9 protein-coding genes are annotated in these 19,307 nt (G+C 49.2%); all 9 read right to left on the reverse strand.

What is annotated here, in order from left to right; all coding sequences use genetic code 11:
* Positions 1–70 precede the first annotated feature (70 nt).
* The 9 genes from ACOMG9_RS03950 to ACOMG9_RS03990 all read right to left on the reverse strand — a co-directional run bounded on the left by ACOMG9_RS03950 (position 71) and on the right by ACOMG9_RS03990 (position 19,207).
* Positions 71–2,524, reverse strand: a complete 2,454-nt coding sequence (locus tag ACOMG9_RS03950) for a hypothetical protein (RefSeq protein ID WP_494529802.1) — start codon at positions 2,522–2,524, stop codon at positions 71–73.
* Complete coding sequence (locus ACOMG9_RS03955; RefSeq protein ID WP_494529803.1) at positions 2,496–4,712, reverse strand: hypothetical protein; 2,217 nt, start codon at positions 4,710–4,712, stop codon at positions 2,496–2,498. Before ACOMG9_RS03955 ends, ACOMG9_RS03950 begins: the two co-directional genes overlap by 29 nt.
* Positions 4,713–4,832: 120 nt before the next feature.
* Positions 4,833–6,893 (reverse strand): hypothetical protein, encoded by a 2,061-nt coding sequence (locus ACOMG9_RS03960; RefSeq protein WP_494529804.1) that lies wholly within the window; start codon positions 6,891–6,893, stop codon positions 4,833–4,835.
* A 295-nt stretch (positions 6,894–7,188) separates the two neighbouring features.
* The gene (locus ACOMG9_RS03965) at positions 7,189–9,321 is read right to left on the reverse strand and encodes a hypothetical protein (protein ID WP_494529805.1); all 2,133 of its coding nucleotides are present in this window, start codon (positions 9,319–9,321) and stop codon (positions 7,189–7,191) included.
* 162 nt (positions 9,322–9,483) lie between these two features.
* A complete protein-coding gene (locus ACOMG9_RS03970; protein WP_494529806.1) occupies positions 9,484–11,163 on the reverse strand; it encodes a hypothetical protein in 1,680 nt (559 codons plus the stop codon).
* Positions 11,164–11,313: 150 nt separating this feature from the next.
* Positions 11,314–13,440, reverse strand: a complete 2,127-nt coding sequence (locus ACOMG9_RS03975) for a hypothetical protein (RefSeq protein WP_448215866.1) — start codon at positions 13,438–13,440, stop codon at positions 11,314–11,316.
* 282 nt (positions 13,441–13,722) lie between these two features.
* On the reverse strand, positions 13,723–15,186 hold the full coding sequence (locus ACOMG9_RS03980) for a hypothetical protein (RefSeq protein ID WP_448215867.1): 1,464 nt from the start codon (positions 15,184–15,186) through the stop codon (positions 13,723–13,725).
* Between the two features lie 147 nt (positions 15,187–15,333).
* A complete protein-coding gene (locus ACOMG9_RS03985) occupies positions 15,334–17,154 on the reverse strand; it encodes a hypothetical protein (protein WP_494529807.1) in 1,821 nt (606 codons plus the stop codon).
* A 178-nt stretch (positions 17,155–17,332) separates the two neighbouring features.
* Positions 17,333–19,207: a hypothetical protein gene (locus ACOMG9_RS03990; RefSeq protein ID WP_494529808.1), complete on the reverse strand. Its 1,875-nt coding sequence runs from the start codon at positions 19,205–19,207 to the stop codon at positions 17,333–17,335.
* Between the last annotated feature and the right edge of the window lie 100 nt (positions 19,208–19,307).

The following is a 19,307-nucleotide window of genomic DNA, read 5'->3' on the forward strand; positions in this document are numbered from 1 at the left end:
TTTACAGAAAGGAAGGATAGATCAAGAAAATAAGGGTGTTACTCCATCAAAAACCTTCAATTAAAGATCATTACCTGTTGGCTTTACCTTCTGGAGCACTGAGGTCAGCGTTCTGGCTCACATCAACAGGCTTGCGTTTTCGATGTGTTCCTTTGTGATTCGAGAGATCTTGAGCACTTTTGCAGACCTTCCCGCATCGCCGCTGCTGGCCGTTTACCCCAAGCATGGTCGTGTTACAGGTTTGTTGCCCGCTGTGGTATCTGCTTTTGTGAACGGAGAGGGCACTGGCATTCTTGCAAATTTTCCCACATGGCTGCTGCTGACCCTCCTTTCCGACCAGGATCTCGTCACAGGTTTTTGGCCCGGTGTGGTCCCTTCTTTTGTGATTCGACAGAGTTCCATAACTCCTGCAGACCATCCCGCATGGCCGCAGCTGGCCATCCTCCCCAATCACGCTAGAATTACAGGTTCTTTCTCCACTGTGGAATGAACTTTTGTGAGTTGAAAGGGCTTTAGCATTCTTGTAGATATTTCCGCATGGTCGCAGTTGGCCATCCTCCCCAATCACTTTAGAGTTACAGGTTTTTTGCCCGGTGTGGTGTCTTCTTTTGTGATCCGAAAGAGCTCGAGAACCCCCGCAGACTGACCCACATGGTCGCGGCAGGTTATTCTCCCCAATCACGATAGAGTTGCAGGTTTTTTGGCCGCTGTGGAATTTGTATTTGTGATTTGACAGGGTTTGGGCACTCCGGAAGACCCTTCCGCATGGCCGTGATTGCTGATCCTCGCCAACCACGGTCACGCTACAGGTTTTTTGCTCTCCGTGGAATTTGTTTTTGTGATACGTCAGGCTAGCGCTCCTGCAGACTGTTCCGCATGGCTGCTGCTGGCCATTCACCCCGATCACAGTGACGTCACAGATTTGTCTCCCGGTGTGGAAGTTTCTTTTGTGAGACCATAGAGAATGAGCATTTTTGCAGACTTTTCCGCATGGCCGCATTTGGTGATCCTCGCCAACCAGGGGAAAGTCACAGATTTTTTTCCCGCTATGGTATCCGCTTTTGTGAACGGACAGGGCAAGGGCATTCTTGCAGACTTTCCCGCATGGCCGCTGCTGACCAGACTCCCCGATTGTGGTTAAGTCACAGGTTTGTTGCCCGGTATGGTATCCGCTTTTGTGAACGGAGAGGGCAAGGGCATTTTTGTAGACTTTCCCGCATGGTTGCGACTTACCATCTTCCCCGATAATGGCCAGGTCACAGGTTTTTTGCCCGCTGTGTAATTTACTTTTGTGAATCAACAGGGCTTGAGCACTCTTGAAGACTCTCCCGCATTGCTGAAGCTGGCCACCCTCCTCAACTACTACTTCTACATTGCAGGTTATCTGCCCGGCAGAGGCTCTTGTCTCGGTTGTCCCTGCACACATTGAGTTCGGGGCGACCCCGTCTAAGGCGACCCCGTCTAAGGCGACCCCGTCAAAGACGAACTCGTCTAAGGCGAACTCGTCTAAGGCGAACTCGTCTAAGGCGAACTCGTCTAAGGCGACCCCGTCTAAGGCGACCCCGTCAAAGACGAACTCGTCTAGGGCGAACTCGTCTAGGGCGACCCCGTCTTCACAATTCAACAACCATTCAGCTGGCCCCGTGCTTTCGGAAGATGGTCGGAATATACAAACGCCATAACAGGGCTGGACGAGGCAATTTAAACCCAATGTGTGCTGCTGCTGTTGAGGATCTTCATTACCGTCCCCCGAGCGAGAATACAGGACGCTGGTAAAATAGCTTACGGCCATCGGGGTCTGCTGCCCGGTTGATTCTGATCGCTGGTCCTGTTGCTGACAAGGTTGTTGGTTATTTCCAGAGCCAAACATTATAGCGATGTTGCTAAATGGCTGATTCTCCTGTTTCAGGATGGATGTCGCCTCTTGTTGTTCCTCTTGATGTTCTATCGGGTTAAACATCAGTGAATTGAGATTCCAATAACTGTTTAAAAACCAACCGACAGTTACAGCCGCTTCTACCGGTAGCCATGAACAGGGTGTGGAGCCCAGAGGTGTGAGGTCTCTGGTAATTAGGGGCGGGTCGAAGGCAGCCAGCAGATTCGTGGCGTAAAGCCATTGCCAGGAAATCGACTCAATGATAGTTTTTTTTACTCCATAATTGGGGGTTATTTGTCGTGTGTTATCGGTGGCTAAATCTGGCCTTGCATAGCCGTTTTGGCAGGCAGGGCCAGACGGGATATACGACCATGTACGCTGTTCCGGGTTTATTGAAAAGCTCTGTTTTCGAAGGCCTGCACTCTGTTGAAGCTCGACAATAAAATGGCTTGTCAACGGTTCGGCCTGGCCGATGACGGGCAATAAAGCTGACAGCAACTGCAGTGCCGCATGGAGTGAGAGTTCAATAATTCTACCCTTGCGTTCTGGTTTACAGAAAGGAAGGATAGACCAGAAAAATAAGGGTGTTACTCTGTCAATAACCTTCAGTTGAAGACCGTTATCTGTCGGCTCTACCTTTTGGACCACTGACATCATCATCCTGTTTCACATCAACAGGCTTGCGTTTTCGATGTGTTCTTTTGTGATTTGAGAGATCTTTATTATTTTTGCAGACCTTCCCGCATGGCTGCGGCTGGCCTTCCACCCCAATCACGGTCGTGTTACAGGTTTTTTGTCCGCTGTGGCAATTGCTTTTGTGATTTGACAGGGCTCGAGCACACTTGAAGACTTTTGCGCATGGTCGCGGTTGCTGATTCTCACCAATCACGGTCACGTCACATTTTTTTTGCCCTGTGTGGTATCCGCTTTTGTGAATGGAGAGGGCACTGGCATTCTTGCAGACTTTCCCGCATGGACGTGGCTGGCCATCCTCCCAGACCAGTGTCACGTCACAGATTTTTAGCTTGGTGTGGTTTCTTCTTTTGTGATCCGACAGAGCTCCATAATTCCTGCAGACCATCCCGCATGGCCGCAGCTGGCCATTATCCCCAACCACGGTTGAGTTACAGGTTCTTGGTCCACTGTGGAATGTGCTTTTGTGAGTAGACAGGGCTTTAGCATTCTTGCAGATGTTTCCGCATGGCCTCAGTTGGCCATCCTCCCCAATCACGTTAGAGCTACAGATTTTTTGCCCGGTGTGGTCTCTTCTTTTGTGATCCGAAAGAGTTTGAGAATCCTTGCAGACTACCCCGCATCGCTGCGGCAGGTCATTCTCCCCAATCAGGGTCGAGTTACAGGCTTTTTGGCCGCTGTGGAATTTGCGTTTGTGATTTGACAGGCTTTGAGCACTCTCGCAGACCCTTCCGCACGGCCATGATTGGTAATCCTCGCCAACCACGGTCACGTCACAGGTTTGTTGCCCTCTGTGGTATCTGCTTTTGTGAGCCGACAGGGCAGGAGGATTTTTGCAGACCTTCCTGCATTGTCGAAGCTTGCCACCTTCCCCAACGACTATCATGTCACAGATTTGTTGCTTGCCGTGGAATCTGTATTTGTGGGACAACAGGGTGTGGGCATTCTTGCAGACCGTCCCGCATGGTTGCGGCTTGCCGTCTTCCGCGATCATTGTCACGTCGCAGGTTTTTTGCTCGCTATGGAATATTTTTTTGTGATACGACAGTTCTTGATTATTCCTGCAGGCTCTTCCACATGGCTGCTGCTGGCAATTCTCCCCGATCACTTTGACGTCACAGATTTGTTTCCCGGTGTGGAAGTTTCTTTTGTGGGACAACAGAGAGTTAACATTTTTGCAGACCTTTCCACATAGCTGCAGCTGGCCATCCTCCCTGAACACGGTCACGTCACAGGTTTTTTGCCTGGAGTGGACTGTTCTTTTGTGATTCGACAAGGTTTGAGCACTCTTGAAGACTTTCTCGCATTGCCGAAGCTGGCCATCCTTTCCGACCACTATCATGTTGCATGCCTGCCAGGCAGGGGCCGATGTATTGGTTGCCCCTGAACCCATTGACTCCGTGTTGGCTTGATCCAAGGCGACCCCGTCTAAGGCGACCCCGTCTTCACAATTCAACGACCATTCAGCTGGCCCCGTGCTTTCGGAAGAGGGTTGGAATTTACAGACACCGTAACAGGGTTGGACGAAGCAATTTAAACCCAGAGTATGTTGCTGTTGTTGAGGGTCTTCGTTACCGTCACCCGAGCGAGAAGACAGGACGCTGGTAAAATAACTTATGGCCACCGAGGTCTGCTGGCCGGTTGATTCTGAGGGTTGGTCCTGTTGCACACAGGGTTGTTGATTATTTCCAGAGCCAAAGGTTATAGCGAGGTTGCTAAATCGCTGATCCCCCCGTCTCAGGATGGATGTCGCCTCTTGATGTTTCTCTTGACGTCCCAGAGGGTTAAACAGCAGTAAATCGATACTCCAATAACTTTTTAAAAACCAACCGACAGCTATAGCCGCTTCTACCGGTAGCCATGAACAAGGTATGGAGCTCAGAGGCGTGGCGTCCCTGGTAGTAAAGGTCAGTTCGAAGGCAACCAGCAGACTCGTGGCATAGAGGCATTGCCAGGAAATCAACTCTATGATGGTTTTTTTTACTCCGTGATTGTTGGATATTTGTCGTTTTTTATCGGGCGGTAAATCTTGTCTTGCATGGCCATGTTTGTTGGCAGGGCCTGCACTCTCTTGAAGTTCGACAATAAAATGCTTTGTCAACGGTTCGCCGTGGCCGATGACGGGCAACAACGGTAGCAGCAACAGCAGTGCCGCAGAGAGTGAGAACTTAATAACTCTATCCTTGCGTTCTGTTTTACAGAAAGGAAGGATAGACCAGGAGAATAAGGATGTTACTTTATGAAAACCTCCAGTTGAAGACCATTACCTGTCGGCTTCGCCTTTTGGATTACTGAGATCATCATCCTGTTTCACATCAACAGGCTTGCGTTTTCGATGTGTTCCTTTGTGACTCAAGAGATCTTTAGCACTTTTGCAGACCTTCCCGCATGGCTGCGGCTGGCCGTCCAACCCAACTACGATCGTGTTACAGGTTTGTTGCCCGTTGTGGTATCTGCTTCTGTGAACGGAGAGAGCACTGGCATTCTTGCAGACTTTCCCGCATGGCTGCGGCAGGCCATCTTCCCCGACCACGGACACGTCACAGTTTTGTTGCCCTCTGTGGTATTTGCTTTTGTGAACCGACAGTGCCAGAGCATTTTTGCAGACCTTCTTGCATTGTCGCTGCTTGCCATCTTCCCCTACTGTTATCGCGTCACAGATTTTTTGCTCGCCGTGGACTCTGTATCTGTGGTACAACAGGGTATAAGTATTTTTGCAGATCCTCCCGCAGGGTTGCGGCTGGCCATCTTCCCCGATAATGGCCTCGTCACAGGTTTTTTGCTCGCCGTGGAATTTGTTTTTGTGTTCCGACAGGTTTTGAGCACTCCTGCAGACTGTTCCGCATGGCTGCTGCTGACCATTCCCCCCGATCACATTGACGGCACAGATTTGTTTCCCGGTGTGGAAGTTTCTTTTGTGAGACGACAGAGAATGAGCATTTTTGCAGACCTTTCCACATGGCTGCAGCTGGCCATTCTCCCCAACCACGCTTGAGTCACAGGTTTTTTGCCTGCTGTGGAATATGCTTTTGTGTCGTGACAGGGCTGCAGCATTCTTGCAGACTTTCCCACATGGTCGCGACTGGCCATTATCCCCAACCACGGTTGAGTCACAGGTTTTTTGCCCGCTGTGGAGTGTGCTTTTGTGTTGTGACAGGGCTGCAGCATTCTTGCAGACTTTCCCACATGGTCGCGGCTGGCCATTATCCCCAACCACGGTTGAGTCACAGGTTTTTTGCTCGCTGTGGAATGTGCTTTTGTGATGTTTCAGGGCTGCAGCATTCTTGCAGACTTTCCCGCACGGCTGATGACCATCCTCCCCGACCACGGTCACGTCACAGGTTTGTTGCCTGGTGTGGTAGAGTCTTTTGTGAGACGACAGAGAATCAGCATTTTTGTAGACTCTTCCGCATGGCTGCGGCTGGCCATCTTCCCTGAACACGGGCACGTCACAGATTTTTTGCCTGGAATGAACTCTTTTTTTGTGATTACGCAGGGCTTGAGCAGTTTTGAAGATTCTCTTGCATTGCAGCAGCTGCCCGACCTCCCCAACCACTACCACGTTGCAGGTTGCCTGCCCGGTAGAGGCTCCCCTATCGGTTGTCTTTGTAGCCATTGAGTTCGGGGCGACCCCGTCTGAGGCGACCCCGTCTTCACAGTTCAGCGACCATTCAGCTGGCTCCGTGCTTTCGGAAGATGGTTGGAATTTACAGACACCATAACAGGGTTGGACGAAGCAATTTAAATCCAGAGTATGTTGCTGTTGTTGAGGGTCTTCGTTACCGTCACTCGAGCGAGAAGACAGGACGCTGGTGAAATAACTTATGGCCAGCGAGGTCTGCTGGCCGGATGATTCTGATGGCTGCTCCTGTTGCTGACAGGGTTGTTGATTATTTTCAGAGCCGAACATTATAGCGATATTGGTCAATGGCTGATCCCCCTGTCTCAGGATGGATGTCGCGTCTTGCTGTTCCACCGAGTTAAACAACAATGAATTGATACTCCAATAACTTTTTAAAAACCAACCGACAGCAAGAGCCGCTTCTACCGGTAGCCATGAACAAGGTGTGGAGCTCAGAGTCATGGCATCTCTGGTGGTAAGGGGCAGTTCGAAGGCAGCCAGCAGATTCGTGGCGTAAAGCCATTGCCGGGAAATCGACTCAATGATGGTTTTTTTTACTCCATAATTGGCGGATATTTGTCCTTTGTTATCGGGCGGTAAATCCTGTCTTGCATGGTCATTTTTGTTGGCATGGCCTGCACTCTCTTGAAGCTCGACAATAAAATGCTTTGTCAACGGTTCGCTGTGGCCGATAACGGACAACAACGTTAGCAGCAGTAGTGCCGCAGAGAGTGAGAACTTAATAATTCTATCCTTGCGTTCTGGTTTACAGAAAGGAAGGATAGACTAGCAGCCTGTCGGACTTAAGACTGTCCTACTGCGGTTGCAATAAATTGGTCTAAAAATCTCTGTTTCTTCGTCAAATAGCTCGCTATTCTCCTCAGAAACAGAGATTTTTATCCTCAATTTCTTGCAATCCTCGCTACGGACGCTCAAGTCCGACAGGCTGCTAGGAGAATAAGGATGTTATTTTGTGAAAACCTTCATTCGAAGACCATTACCTGTCGGCTTTGCCTTTTGGATTAATGAGATCATCATCCTGTTTCACATCAACAGGCTTGCGTTTTCGATGTGTTCCTTTGTGACTCAAGAGATCTTCAGCACTTTTGCAGACCTTCCCGCATGGTCGCGGCTGGTCGTCCACCCCAATCACGGTCGTGCTACAGGTTTTTTGTCCGCTGTGGTATCTGCTTTTATGATTTGACAGGGCCCGAGCACACTTGAAGACCTTTGCGCATGGTCGTGGTTGCTGATTCTCACCAAACACGGTCACGTCACAGTTTTTTTGCCCTGTGTGGTATCCGCTTTTGTGAACGGAGAGGGCACAGGCATTCTTGCTGACTTTCCCGCATGGCCTCGACTGGCCATCCTCCAAGACCACGATTACGTCACAGATTTTTAGCTTGGTGTGGTGTCTTCTTTTGTGATCCGACAGGGCACGAGCATTCTTGTAGACCTTCCCGCATGGCTGCTGCTGACCATCCTCCCCAACCAGGGTCAAATGACAGGTTTGTTGTCCGGTGTGATAGCTGCTTTTGTGAGCCGACAGGGCAGCAGCATTTTTGCAGACCTTCTTGCATTGTTGCTGCTTGCCACCTTCCCCGACGACTGTCGCGTCACAGATTTGTTGCTTGCCGTGGACTCTGTATTTGTGGAACAACAGGTTATAAGTATTCTTGCAGATCCTCCCGCAGGGTTGCGACTGGCCATCTTCCCCGATAATGGCCACGTTACAGGTTTTTTGCTCGCCGTGGGCTTTGATTTTGTGTTCCGACAGGTTTTGAGCACTCCTGCAGACTGTTCCGCATGGCTGCTGCTGGCCATTCCCCCCGATCACATTGACCTCACAGATTTGTTTCCCGGTGTGGGAGTTTCTTTTGTGAGACGACAGAGAATGAGCATTTTTGTAGACCTTTCCACATGGCCGCAGCTGGCCATTCTCCCCAACCACGGTTGAGTCACAGGTTTTTTGCTGACTGTGGAAGCGTCTTTTGTGAGACGACAGAGAATCAGCATTTTTGTAGAGCTTTCCACATGGCCGTAGCTGGCCATTCTCCCCAACCACAGTTGAATCACAGGTTTTTTGCCCGCTGTGGAATTTGCTTCTGTGATTTGACAGGGCTAGAGCATTCTTGCAGACTTTCCCGCATGGTCGCAGCTGGCCATTCTCCCCAATCACGGTCGAGTCACAGGTTTTTTGCCCGCTGTGGAATTTGCTTTTGTGATGTGACAGGGCTACAGCATTCTTGCAGACTTGCCCGCATTGCTGCTGACCATCTTCCCCGATCACGGAGACGTCACAGGTTTTTTGCCCGGTGTGGAAGCGTCTTTTGTGAGACGACAGAGAATCAGCATTTTTGTAGACTTTTCCGCATTGCAGCAGCTGCCCGACCTCCCCAAACACTACCAGGTTACAGGTTGCCTGCCCGGCAGAGGCCCCTCTATCGGTTGCCCTTATAGCCATTGAGTCCGGGGCGACCCCGTCTTCACAATTCAGCGACCATTCAGCTGGTCCCGTGCTTTCGGAAGATGGTTGGAATTTACAGACACCATAACAGGGCTGGACGAAGCAATTTAAACCCAGAGTATGCTGCTGTTGTTGAGGACCTTCTTCACCGTCCCCCGTGCGAGAATACTGGACGCTGGTGGAATAGCCTTTGGCTGCCGGAGCTTGCCGATCGGGTGATGCTGATGGCTGGTCCTGTTGCTGACAGGGTTGTTGATTATTTCCAGAGCCAAACGTTATAGCGATGTTGCTAAATAGCTGATCTCCCTGTCTCAGGATGGATGTCGCCTCTTGCTGTTCCACCAAGTTAGACAACAATGAATTGATACTCCAATAACTTTTTAAAAACCAACCGACAGCCAGAGCCGCTTCTACCGGTAGCCATGAACAAGGTGTGGAGCTCAGAGTCGTGGCGTCTCTGGTGGTGAGGGTCAGTTCGAAGGCAACCAGCAGATTCGTGGCATAAAGCCATTGCCGGGAAATCGACTCAATGATGGCTTTTTTTACTCCATAATTGGTGGATATTTGTCGTTTGTTATCGAGCGGTAAGTCTTGTCTTGCATGGCCATTTTTGTTGGCATGACCTGCACCCTCTTGAAGCTCGACAATAAAATGCTTTGTCAACGGTTCGCCGTGGCCGATGACGGGCAACAACGTTAGCAGCAACAGCAGTGTCGCAGAGAGTGAGAACTTAATAATTCTATCCTTGCGTTCTGGTTTACAGAAAGAAAGGATAGACCAGGAGAATAAGGATGTTATTCTGTGAAAACCTTCAGTCGAAGACCGTTACCTGTCGGCTTTGCCTTTTGGATTACTGAGATCATCATCCTGGTTTGCATCAACAGGCTTGCGTTTTCGATGGTCACATTTTTGTTGCCCTCTGTGGTATTTGCTTTTGTGAACCGACAGTGAAAGAGCATTTTTGCAGACCTTCTTGCATTGTCGCTGCCTGCCACCTCCCCCGAAGACTATCGCGTCACAGATTTGTTGCTTGCCGTGGACTCTGTACTTGTGGAACAACAGGTTATAAGTATTCTTGCAGATCCTCCCGCATGGCTGCGGCTGGCCATCTTCCCCGATAATGGCCTCCTCACAGGTTTTTTGCTCGCCGTGGAATTTGTTTTTGTGTTCCGACAGGTTTTGAGCACTCCTGCAGACTGTTCCGCATGGCTGCTGCTGGCCATTCCCCCCGATCACATTGACGTCACAGATTTGTTTCCCGGTGTGGAAGTTTCTTTTGTGAGACGACAGAGAATGAGCACTTTTGCAGAGCTTTCCACATGGCCGCAGCTGACCATTCTCCCCAGCCACGGTTGAGTCACAGGTTTGTTGCCCGGTGTGGAAGTTTCTTTTGTGAGACGACAGAGAATTAGCATTTTTGCAGAGCTTTCCACATGGCCGCAGCTGGCCATTCTCGTCAACCACGGATGAATTACAGGTTTTTTGTCCGCTGTGGAAGTTTCTTTTGTGAGACGATAGAGAATCAACATTTTTGTAGACTTTTCCGCATGGCCGCAGCTGGCCATCTTCCCTGAACACGGCCACATCACAGATTTTTTGCCCGGTATGGACTCTTTTTTTGTGATTACGCAGGGCTTGAGCAGTTTTGAAGATTCTCTGGCATTGCTTCAGCTGCCCGACGTCCCCAAACACTACCACGTTGCAGGTTGCCTGCCCGGCAGAGGCCACCCTATCGGTTGCCCTTGTACCCATTGATTTCGAGGCGACCCCGTCTAAGGCGACCCCGTCTTCATAATTCAGCGACGATTCAGCTGGCCCCGTGCTTTCGGAAGAGGGTCGGAATTTACAAACACCATAACAGGGCTGGACGAAGCATTTTAAACCTAAGGTATGTTGCTGTTGTTGAGGGTCTTCGTTACCGTCACACGAGCGAGGATACAGGACACTGGTAGAATAGCCCGTGGCTACCGGAGCGTGCTGGCCGGATGATTCTGATGACTGGTCTTGTTGTTGACAGGGTTGTTGGTTATTTCCAGAGCCAAGCATTATAGCGATGTTGGTAAATGGTAGATCTCCATGTCTCAAAATGGATGTCGCCTCTTGTTGCTCCTCTTGATGCTCCATCGGATTAAACTGCAGTGAACTGGGGCTCCAATAGCTTTTTAAAAACCAACTGACAGCAATAGCGGCTTCTACAGGTAGCCATAAACAGGGCGTAGAGTTCAGATTGGAGACTCTGGCGGTAAAGATCAGTTCGACGGCAGTCAGCAAATTCGAGGCGTAAAGCCATCGCCAGGAAATTGACTCAATGATAGTTGTTTTTACTTCGTAATTGTTAGATATCTGACGTACATTACAGGATGGTAAATCTAGTCTTGAGTAAATGTCGATGTCGGCAACGCCTGACGGTTTATCCGACCATTTACTCCGGTATGACTCGATTGAAAAGCTCTGTTTTGGAAGACCTGAATTCTGTTGAAGCTCGACAATAAAACGACCTGTCAACGGTTCGGCCTTGCCGATGGCAGGTAAGAACAGTAGCAGAAAAAGCGGTGTCGAAAAAAGTGAGTTTTTAATAATCCTGTCCTTGCGTTCCGATATACAGAAAGGAAGGATAGATCAAGAAAGTAAGCGTGTTTCCCTGTCAAAAACCTGCTATTGAAGATCGTTACTTATTTGCGTTATCTTTTGGGGGCTGAAGTCACCGTCCCGGTCAACATTTTCAGGCTTGCGTTTTCGATGTGTTCTTTTGTGATTCGACAGGGCGATAGCATTCTGGCAGACCTCTCCACACGATCGCCACTGGCCATCCTTCCCGACCACTCTAGCGTCACAGATTTGTTGCCCGGTATGGTCTTTTTTTTTGTGATCCGAGAGGGCTTGAATATTGTTGCAGACCTTTTCGCATGGTCGTTTTTTACCATCATTGCCGACCACTATCACATCACAGGTTCTTTGCCCGGTATGGTATTTGCATTTGTGATCAGAGAGGGCTCTGGCACTATTGTAGACCTTACCGCATGGCCGCTGCTGGTTATCCTCTCCGACCACGGTTGCTTCACAGGTTTTTTGTTCACTGTGGTTTCTGATTTTATGAGTCAACAGGGCCGCAAAATTTTTGCAGATCTTCCCGCATGTTCGCTGCTGGCTATCTTCTCCGACCAGTTTTATGTCACAGATTTGTTGTCCGGTGTGGTACCTTCTATTGTGATCCCGCAGGGTTTGAAGATTCCTGCAGACCTTTCTGCATGGCTGCTCCTTGCCGTCATTCCCGAGCAATGTCGCGTCACAGATTTGTTGTCCGGTGTGGTACCTTCTATTGTGATCCCGCAGGGCTTGAATATTCCTGCAGACCTTTCCACATGGTTGCTCCTTGCCGTCATCCCCGAGCAATGTCGCGTCACAGGTTTTTTGCCCGGTATGGTATTTGCCTTTGTGATCAGACAGGGCTCTGGCGCTACTGTAGATCTTCCCGCATGTTCGCTGCAGGCCATCTTTTCCGATCACCATCAGATCACAGGTTTGTTGTCCGCCGTGGATTTTTCTTTTGTGATTCGTCAGGGCGCGAGCATTCAGGCAGACCTTTCTGCATGGTCGCCGCAGGCCATTTTCTCCGGTCACCATCAGAGTACAGGTTCTTTGTCCGCTGTGGGCTTTTCTTTTGTGATCCGTCAGGACGCGAGCGTTCTTGCAGACCTTTCCGCAAGGTCGCCGCAGGCCATCCTTCCTGACCACTCTTGCGTCGCAAGTTCTTTGCCCGGTGTGGTATCTGCTTTTGTGATTCGTCAGGACGGTAGCATTCTTGCAGACTTTTCCGCAAGGTCGCTGCAGGCCATCCTTCCCGACCACTTCTGCGTCGCAAGTTTTTTGCCCGCTGTGGTATCTGCTTTTGTGGGCCGACAGGGAGTGAATATTGTTGAAGACCTTCCCGCATGCTCGCCGTTGGCCATTCTCCTCGGCCAGCATCCAGTCACAAGTTCGTTTCCCGCTGTGGCTTCTGGCTTCACTTGTGCCTTTCTGAGAGAGATGGGGTGGGCTTTTCCCCCATTGGGATGGTTCTGTCGTTTGTTCTGTTACTAAAGTTTCCATTGACGGGGTGAAATGCACAGGCGCACAGGAAATTACGGTTTCTTTAAGAGGGCCTTGATTACGAAGACTGAGTAATCCGTTGATTATAATCAAATCATCAGAAGTGACAGACACACCCCCGGGCATTCGCAGATTATCAGGTTGATGTGCCTGAGGCTGAAAGGTTTGGCCAGAAGCCCATTGGCGCTGAAGACTATTCATTGATCGAAATCTGCAAACGCCATGACAAGGATAGATGAAACAGTTTAAATCTAATGTGTGTTGGTGTTGTTGAGGGGCTTCGTCACCATTACCAGAGCCCGAATACTGAACGCTGATGAAATAGCCTTTAGAGCGTTTAGGTGTTTCGGGTGCTTGCTGGTCAGATGATTCTGATGGTTGGCCTTGTTGTTCATCTCCGGAATCTGGCTCCATAGCAGTGACCACAAACGGGAGTCCCTCCTGTGTCAATATAGATTCAGACTGTCGTTCAATCGGTTTAAACAGCAGTGAATTGGGGTTCCAATAGCTTTTTAAAAGCCAGCCGACGGTGACAACCGTTTCTATTGGTAGCCATGGATAAGGGGTGGGACTCAGAGGGATGTCTTTGGTGGTCAGGATCAGCTCATAAGCAAGCAGCAGGTTAGTGGCGTAGAGCCATTGCCAGGAAATTGACTCAATGAAGGTCATTTTTATGTCATAATTATACGTCATTTGACGTTCTAAATTTGTGTCAGCAACGTCTGACGGGTTACTCGCCAATTTAAGCCCGTCCGGCTTCATAGTAAAATTCTGGTTTAGAGTACTTGTATCCTGTTGCAGCTCAACTATAAAACGCTTTGTCAAGGGTTCGGCCTGACTGATGACAGACAACCATAGCAGTAACAGCGCTGCCGCAAATAGTGAGTGTTTAATAATTCTATCCTTGCCTTCTGGTATACAGAGAGGAAGGATAGATCAAGAAAATAAGCGTGCTTTTCTGTCAAATAACATTTCCTAATCCTGATCCACAACAACAGGCTTTCGTTTTCGATGTATTCTTTTGTGATTGGACAACGCAATGGCATTCTTGCAGACCATTCTACATGGCCGTAGCTCTCCATCATCCCCGATCAGGATCTCGTCACAGGTTTTTTGTCCTGTGTGGTATTTGCTTTTATGATCTGACATTGCTCTGGCATTCTTGCAGAGAATTCCGCATGCTTGCGGCTGGCCATCCTCTCTAACCACTGTCGCGTCACAGGTTTTTTGTTCGGTGTGGTCTCTGATTTTATGATTCGATAGAGCCCCGGCATTCTTGTACAGGGCACCGCATAGCCGCTGACGACCATCCTCCCCGACCAGTTTTTTGTTACAGGTTCGCTGTCCGGTGTGAACTCTACTTTTATGAGACGACAGAGATTTAGTATTCTTAGTGGCCTTCCCGCATGGCCGCTGTAGGCCATCTTCTCCAATCACTGACGCATCACAGGTTAGTTTCCTGCTGTGATCACTGGCATGCCTGATACCTGTTGAAAGATGACGTGGTTTTTTAACCCATTGGTATGATCCTGTTGTCGTTTGTTGTGTTACTTTAAAAGAGCTTTGATTTCGAAGATTGAGTAACCCGTTGATGATAATCAAATCTTCAGTGGTGGCAGATTCATTCCCGGGCATTTGCGCATTATGGTGTTGAATGTCAGGTAGACTGTTCAATGTTTCAAAAAGTGGGTTTTGTCGGAAATCCGGAGCGCTTAAAGCATCAAAATCATTGATGGATCTCAAGCAGTGTCCTTCAATCAAGTTGCAGTGTGGGCCCGGTCCGGCTGCTGATCGAAATCTACAAACGCCATTGCAGGAATAGACAAAACAGTTTAAATCCAACGTGTGTTGTTGGTGGGGGGCTTTGTCACCATCACCAGAGCCGGAATACTGAAGTCTGTTAAAATAGCTTATAGGATGTGTGGTTGTAACGGGGGTTTGTTGGTCAGAGCATCCTGATGGTTGGCCCTTTTGTTGTTCATTTTCAGAGCCAGGCATCATAATAGTGACCGAAAAAGGATGCATCCCCAGTGCCGAAATAAAAGCCGACTGTAGTTTAATTGGTTTGAACAGTGGTGAACAGAGGTTCCAGTAGCTTTTTAAAAGCCAGCCGACAGCGACAACTGTTTCTAAAGGAAGCCATGAATAAAAGCTGGGGCTCAGAGGAGTACCTTTTGTGGTCAGTATCAGTTCGTAAGTAACCAGCAGGTTGGTGGCGTATAGCAATTGCCAGGAAATCGACTCGATGATGAACGTTTTTATGCGATAACCATACGATCTTTGTCGTTTGAAATAAGGTAGAGAAGGCTCTGAATATCTTTTTAAGCCATTAATGTCTGGCGGCTTACCCGCCAATTTACGTCGGTCAGGCTTTACAGAAAAACCCTGGTTTGGAGAACCTGGATCCTGTTGGAACTCGACAACAAAACGTTTTGTCAACGGTTCGGCCTGACTAACGACAGACAACGATAGCAGCAGTGGTGTCACAAAGAGAGAGTGTTTAATAATTCTATACCTGCGTTCTGGTATACAGATAGGAAGGATAGATCAAGAAAATAAGCTTGTTTTTCTGACAAAAACCTTTTGCTAATTCTGGTCCACATCAACAGGCTTGCGTTGTTGATGTGTTTTTTTGTGACTTGAAAGAGTTTGTGCACTCTTGCAGAGCGTCCCGCACGGCCGCTGCCGACCATCCTTACCATCCACTGCTATGTCACAGGATAGTTGCCTGTTGTGAGTGTATCTTTTGTGATCTCGCAGAGCGCCGACACTCTTGCAGACCTTCCCGCATGACCGCTGCTGACCATCATCATCGGCCACGATTGCAACACAGGTTCTTTGCCCGTTGTGGTTTCTTTTTTTGTGAAGTGACAGGATGTAGGCATTATTGCAGACCTTCCCGCATGGTTGCGGTTTACCATCCTTGCCGACCACGATTACTTCACAGGTTTTATTTTCGTTGTGGTATCTAAGCTTGTGATACGACAAAGCTCTGACGCTCTTGCAGACCTTTCCGCAAGGCCGCTGCTGGCCATCCTCTCGGACCAGTCGCACCTTACAGATTCTTAGTCCGATGTGGGCGTTTCTTTTGTGATTCGACAGGGCCTTGATATTTCTGAAGACCTTCCCGCATAGCCGCTGCAGACCATCCTCTCCGTCCATGGTCAGGCCACAGGTTCTCTGTTCGATGTGAGTGTTTTTTTTGTGATCCGACAGGGCGATGGCATTCTTGCAGACCTTCCCGCATGGCCGTCGCAGACCATCCTCCCCGAGCAAGACAAGATTACAGGTTCTTTGGCCGGTGTGGGCGTTTCTTTTGTGATCCGACAGGGCCATGGCATGCCTGCAGACCTTCCCGCATGGCCTTTCCATGCCTTCCTCTGTGACCAATGTTACGTCACAGGTTTTTTTCCCGGAGTGCGACCTTCTTTTGTGATCCGACAGGGTCTTGGCATTCTTGCAGAGCTTACCGCATGGTCGCTGTTGGCCATCCTTCCCGACCACGGGCACGACACAGGCTTTTTCACCGGAATGGACTTTTCTTTGGTGATCCAAAAGGGATTTAGCGCTCTTGTAGACTCCCTTGCAATTCCATAGCCGGCCATACTGATCGACCGTTGTCAGGTTACAGTAGACTGGCGCTGCAGGAGCGGTTGTATTGACCGGGTTGTCATTAATGCCATGTGCCTGAAGTTGAATGGCAAAGGGATCATTTGACCTTTCGTTTGCCGAATCAGAATGTAATCGGAATTTACAAACGCCATGACAGGGGTGGACGAAACAATCTAAATCCAAAGTGTGTGAGTCTTGTTGAGGGTCTTCGTAGCCGTCACCGGAGCCGGAAGACAGAGAGCTGGTGAAAACGCTTGTTGGCTGGCGGCTGGCTTGCAGGGCCTGTTGGCCAGATGACTCTGGTAGCTGGCTTTGTTGTTGTGGTTGTTGTTGGTCATATCCGGAGCCTTGAATCATAGTAGTGATCGCAAAGGGCTGACTCCCCTGTGTCAACCTCATTTCTGATTGTTCATCCGGTTTAAACAGCGGTGAGTCGGGGTTCCAATAGCTTTTCAAAAGCCAGCCGACCGTGGCAATCCCTTCTATCGGTAGCCATGAATAAGAGGTAGCACCCAGAGGAGAGGCTTTGCTGGTCATGGTCAGTTTGTAGGCAACCAGCAAATTTGTGGCATAAAGCAACTGCCAGGAAATCGATTCAATGAGGGTTGTTTTAACTTCGTAACTGAATAATCTTTGTCGTTTATCAACAGAGAGTAAATCTGATCTTATAAAGCCGTTTTTGTCGGCAATGCCTGACGGATTCTCCGACAATGCACGTTGCTCTGGCTTTATAGAAAAAATCTGGTTTGAAAAAACTGCATCCTTTTGAAGCTCGACAATATAACGTCTGGTCAAGGTTTCAGCCTGACAGGCGACAGTCAGCGAAAGTAGTAGCAGATGTGCCGCAAAGAGTGAGTATTTAATGATTTTATCCTTGTCTTCGGATATACAGAGAGGAAGGATAGATCAAGAAAGTAAGCGTGGTTTTCTGTCGAAAACTTTTTGCCAAAGGTGGTTACTTATTCATATTACCTTATGGAGGGCTGAGACCGTCTTTCTGGTTCGCATCAACAGGCTTGCGTTTTCGGTGTGTTCTTTTGTGCCTGGACAGGGTACATGTATTCTTGTAAACCTTTCCACATGGCCGGGGCTGACCATTCTTCCCGACCACTGTCACATCACAGATTTGTTGCCCGGAGTGCTCTCTATTTTTGTGATCTGACAGGCTATAGTTACTCTTGCAAACCTCTCCGCATGGCCGTCGCTGGCCATCATCCCCGACCATCATAACGTCACAGGTTTGTTGCCCGGTGTGGGTGCTTCTTTTGTGGTGCCTCAGACCGTTGGCATTCTTGAAGACCGTTCCGCAAAGTCGCGGCTGGCCATCCTCTCCGACCAGGGTCACGTCACAGATTTTTTGCCCGCTGTGGGATCCAAGCTTGTGAGACGACAGGGCTCTGGCGCTCTTGCAGACCTTTCCGCAAAGCTGCGGCTGGCAATTCTCTCCGACCACAGTTACGTCACAGGTTTTTTTCCCGGTGTGTTCTCTGAATTTATGACTCGAGAGAGATTGAGCACTCTTCCAGAGTTTCCCGCATGGCCGCAGCTGACCATCCTCCCCGATCACGGTCACATCACAGGTTCTTTGTCCGGTGTGGGTATTTTTTTTGTGATTCGACAGGGCGCTGGCATTAATGCAGACCTTTCCGCATGGCCGTTCCTGACCATCCTCTGTGACTATTGTGACTTGACAGATTTGATGCCCGGTGTGGTCCCTTCTTTTGTGACCCGACAGGGCTACGACATTTTTCCAGACCTCCCCGCATGGTCGCAGCCTGCCATCCTTACCGACCACGGGCATGAGACAGGTTTTTTTACCGGTGTGGAGTTTTCTTTGGTGATTCAAAAGGGATTGAGTACTCTTGTAGACTCTCTCGCAATTCCGTAGCTGGCCATACTTATCGACCATTTTCAGGTTACAGGGGACTGGCGCTGGAGGGGCGGTTGTATTGACCGGTTTGCCATCAATGTCATGTACCTGAATAAGTTGGCTGGAAGCGCATTGGAGTTGAATGGCAAAGGGATCATTTGATGTTGCATTTGCAGGATCAGAATACCTGATGCAACGATAGCATTGACAATTATGGGGGCATGGGTTTTGTCCGGGTGTTGCTCCTGTAGGGCTTGTCAGACTTTCTTCAGAATTCAGCGACCTTTCATCTGGCTCCATGTTTTCGGAAGGTGGTCGGAATTTACAAACGCCATGACAGGGGTGGATGAAACAATCTAAACCCAAAGTGTGTGCGTGTTGTTGAGGGTCTTCGTAACCGTCACCGGAGCCAGAATTCAGAGGTTTGGCGAAAGCACTTGCTGGTTGACTGGTGGCCTGTGGGGCTTGTAGGCCAGATGATTTTGATAGCTGGCTTTGCTGTTGTGGTTGTTGTTGGTCACAGCCGGAGCCGTGCATCATAGTAGTGATCGCAAAAGGTTGATTCCCCTGTGTCAAGCTCACTTCTGATTGCTCAACCGGTTTAAACAGCGCTGAGTCGGGGTTCCAATAGCTTTTCAAAAGCCAGCCGACAGTGACAATCCCTTCTACCGGTGGCCATGAATAAGAGGTAGCACCCGGAGGAGGGGCTTTGCTGATCATGGTCAGTTTGAAGGCAACCAGCAAATTTGTGGCATAAAGCAACTGCCAGGAAATCGACTCAATGAGGGTTGTTTTTACTTCGTAACTGAAAAAATTCTGTCGTTTATAATCAGGGTCTAAATCTGGTGTTTTAAAGCCGATTTTGTCGGCAATATCTGACGGATTATCCGACAGTGAACGTTGGTCCGGCTTGATAGAATAACTCTGGTTTGAAAAAGCTGCATCCTGCTGAAGCTCGACAATATTACGTCTGGTCAAGGTTTCAGCCTGACAGGCGACAGTCAGTGAAAGTAGCAGCAGAGGTGCCGCAAAGAGTGAGTATTTAATGATTTTATCCTTGCCTCCAGATATACAGAGA

This window comes from Endozoicomonas sp. PH6C, assembly GCF_059322965.1.

Coding starts and splice junctions, on each gene's coding strand:
- ACOMG9_RS03975 (WP_448215866.1), bottom strand. CDS start 13,440: ATGACGTATAATTATGACATAAAAATGACCTTCATTGAGTCAATTTCC.